The organism is Frankia sp. CcMO1, assembly GCF_977945845.1.
The window spans coordinates 1-2,721 of sequence record NZ_CDWTMG010000392.1 but is presented as its reverse complement, the minus strand read 5'-3'; the positions used below and the strand labels follow the sequence as shown (position 1 = coordinate 2,721).

Annotated in this window: 2 protein-coding genes; one reads left to right on the top strand and one right to left on the bottom strand. The window is 68.5% G+C overall.

The window, feature by feature from the left end:
- Positions 1–86: 86 nt before the first annotated feature.
- Positions 87–767 carry a toll/interleukin-1 receptor domain-containing protein gene (locus AC08OU_RS24295; RefSeq protein ID WP_476605910.1) on the bottom strand — a complete coding sequence of 227 codons (681 nt, stop codon included), beginning with the start codon at positions 765–767 and terminating at the stop codon, positions 87–89.
- Between the two features lie 41 nt (positions 768–808).
- Between AC08OU_RS24295 and AC08OU_RS24290 the strand changes: the two genes are divergently transcribed.
- Positions 809–2,656 carry a serine/threonine-protein kinase gene (locus tag AC08OU_RS24290; RefSeq protein WP_476605909.1) on the top strand — a complete coding sequence of 616 codons (1,848 nt, stop codon included), beginning with the start codon at positions 809–811 and terminating at the stop codon, positions 2,654–2,656.
- The last annotated feature ends 65 nt before the right edge of the window (positions 2,657–2,721 follow it).

Below are 2,721 nucleotides of genomic sequence, written 5' to 3'. Positions count from 1 at the left end.
CAGTGCCACATCAGGTCACAGCAGGCCACGCCGAACCAACATTACGCACAGTTACCAAACTGGCTGGGGTCTCACGCCCACCCCGGTTAACTTCGAAGACCCGATTTTCCCACCCCGCCCAGGCCGTGCAGCGCCTGGATCATCGCCGTGCCGCCCGAGAGCAACCGCTCACGCAGTTCGACGAGCACGTGGTCCCGGCCGATGAAGTCCGGGTTCGCCGGTGGGATGTTCCAGATCGGCGGCAACGCGCCGGGCAGGCGCGGTCCGGTGGAGACATCCTCGGCCTCAGCACCCCCCGGCGGGGCGATCGGACCAGGAAAATCGGGCGCCGCCGTGGGGCGCTGCGGACCGCGCACGGCCTCGAACAGCCGTTGCCGGGCCGTGGCCTCGTCGACGCCCGACAGATCGGCCTGGATTCTGGCCCGCAGCAGGGGTGGGGAACACATCGGCTCGATACGCACCGGAATCAGCCGGTCGCGTTTCCCGTCGTCTTGGACGAGCGCGTCGGCCCACTGTTCGATGGCGTAATCCCCGGATTCGAGATAAGCCTGGGACAGGACCGCGACGACATGATCGGCCTGGCCGAGCGCACTGCTCATCGCCGCGACGAAGTTGCGCCCCGCGGCCCAGTCCCACACGTCGAGTTCGACGGCGAACGGATTCGTCTCGATGTGTTCGAGCTGCCAGGCAATCCATTCCGCCCAGGCTCGATCGCGCCGAGCGTAACTAATGAAGATTTTGGCGCGCCGACCAGGTCCCTCGCGCATCCGTCCGCTCTCCCCCTGCCCGAACAGCCGCAACGACCACAGTGGTTGATCGAGGTCCGATTAGAATAATCGATGCCAGGGGGAAGCGGAGCACGACTGGGGTTAGATTGATCTTCATCGGGGACTGGCTGGGCACGGCTTTGCCAGCTTATGAGATCGGTACGGTCCTCGGCCAAGGCGGTTCCGGCCTGGTCATCGCGGCTCGGCATCGGCGACTTGACCGGGAGGTGGCAATCAAGGTCATCCAAGGTGACCGATCCAGCACTGAAAGTTTCGACAGCGAGGCGCGCATGCTCGCCGCCCTCGACCACCCGCACGTCGTGCAGGTCTACGACTACGTCGAGGCCGACAACGGCGTGGCCATCGTCATGGAGCTGCTCGCGGGCGGCACACTGGGCCAGATCCTCCGGCACAGGATGCTGCGGATCGAGACAGCATGTGCCCTGGGCCTGGCGGTCGCCGGCGCACTCGATGCCGCGCACAGCGCGGGAATCCTGCATCGGGACGTCAAGCCGGAGAATGTGCTGTTCGCCGAGAGCGGGATGCCGAAGATGACGGACTTCGGCATCGCCAGGATGACCGAGGACGGCACCGCCAGGACCGACAACTTCGCTGGCACGCCGCGTTACATGGCCCCGGAGCAATGGCTGGGAAAGCCACTCGGCCCGACCATGGACCTGTACTCGCTCGGACTGGTCATGTTCGAGCTCCTGGCCGGTCGCCCGGCCTTCGACACACGCGGAATCGGAGTCGCGGAACTGGGCCGCCTGCACCTCGAAGCCACACCGGCCCTGCCGTATAGTGTGCCACCGCATAGTGTGCCACCGCGGATCCGCGAGGCGGTCGCGCGCACCCTCGCGAAGGATCCGTCCGAACGGCCGCGGTCCGCCGAGATCTTCGCGGTGGAACTCGCCCGGGCAGCGGCGGCGGAACTGACCCGGAACTGGTTGACCCTGGCCGCGATCCCGATCTTCCTCAGTGACCACATCAGGGAGTCGGCCGCGCCAGCGCCAGGTTCCCAGGCGTCCCCGTCGGCCCCGCGAAATCCGCTGTCCGCGATCCTGCGCCGGGGGAACAAAGCGAGCCCTCGGCTAGCGGATGATCTGGCGCCGACCATCCCCGCGTTCACCAGGTCCGCCTTCGCGGCCGCGGGAACGGACGCCGCCGCGGGAACAGACACCCTCGGGCCGGACGCGGTCACCGTGCGAGGAGACGCGGACAGCGTGGTCACGGAACCACCTCCGCTACCGCCGGGGCGGGTGCCTGGCCTCGAGGCCAGGCCGGCCGGGTCGCCCAGGCTACCCGCGTGGGACTCGGTCGCCGTCAGGATCGCTGCTGCCGAGCTCGATGACCTGTTCCTCGACGATCTCTCCACCATGCTTCCCGCGTCGGCCCCGCCGCCACCGAACCTGCCCGGCCCACCGGACACGGCCGGCGAGCCGGACCCGATCGGGTCGGCCGGGTCGGCGGACCGCTCCGCCCCGGTCCCGCGCCCGCCCGCCGGTGAGCCGGCCGATCCGACGGTCGAGATCGATCCGAACGGCGCCGCTCGCCGCGACCCCGCGATTGATGAGGAACCCGTGGTCGCGCCCGTCGAGGCGGGGCGGATGATCGACGGTCGTGACGATAAGGCCGCCCATGGCGCCTCGGGCTCGGTCGAGACCGAGACCGGCAAGGCAGGGGCGCATTCCCCCTCCGTCGCCACCAAGATCCTGGCGCGGCCGGGCCTGCTTCCCGTTCCGGTAAACGTGGGGCCGCCGGACGAACTGTCCGCGGACGAGTCCGTCGCGCAGCGGACCCGTCTCGCGTCCATGGGGGCGCTCAACGTGCCCGTGGCCAAGCCCACTGCCGGCTCGAAATGGGACAACAACTTTTCTGGCAGGCCCTGACCTTTCCGGCAAGTTTTGACCTTTCCGAAAATCCTTGGCCGGGCTGGGGCGAAGCCTGTTAGGGG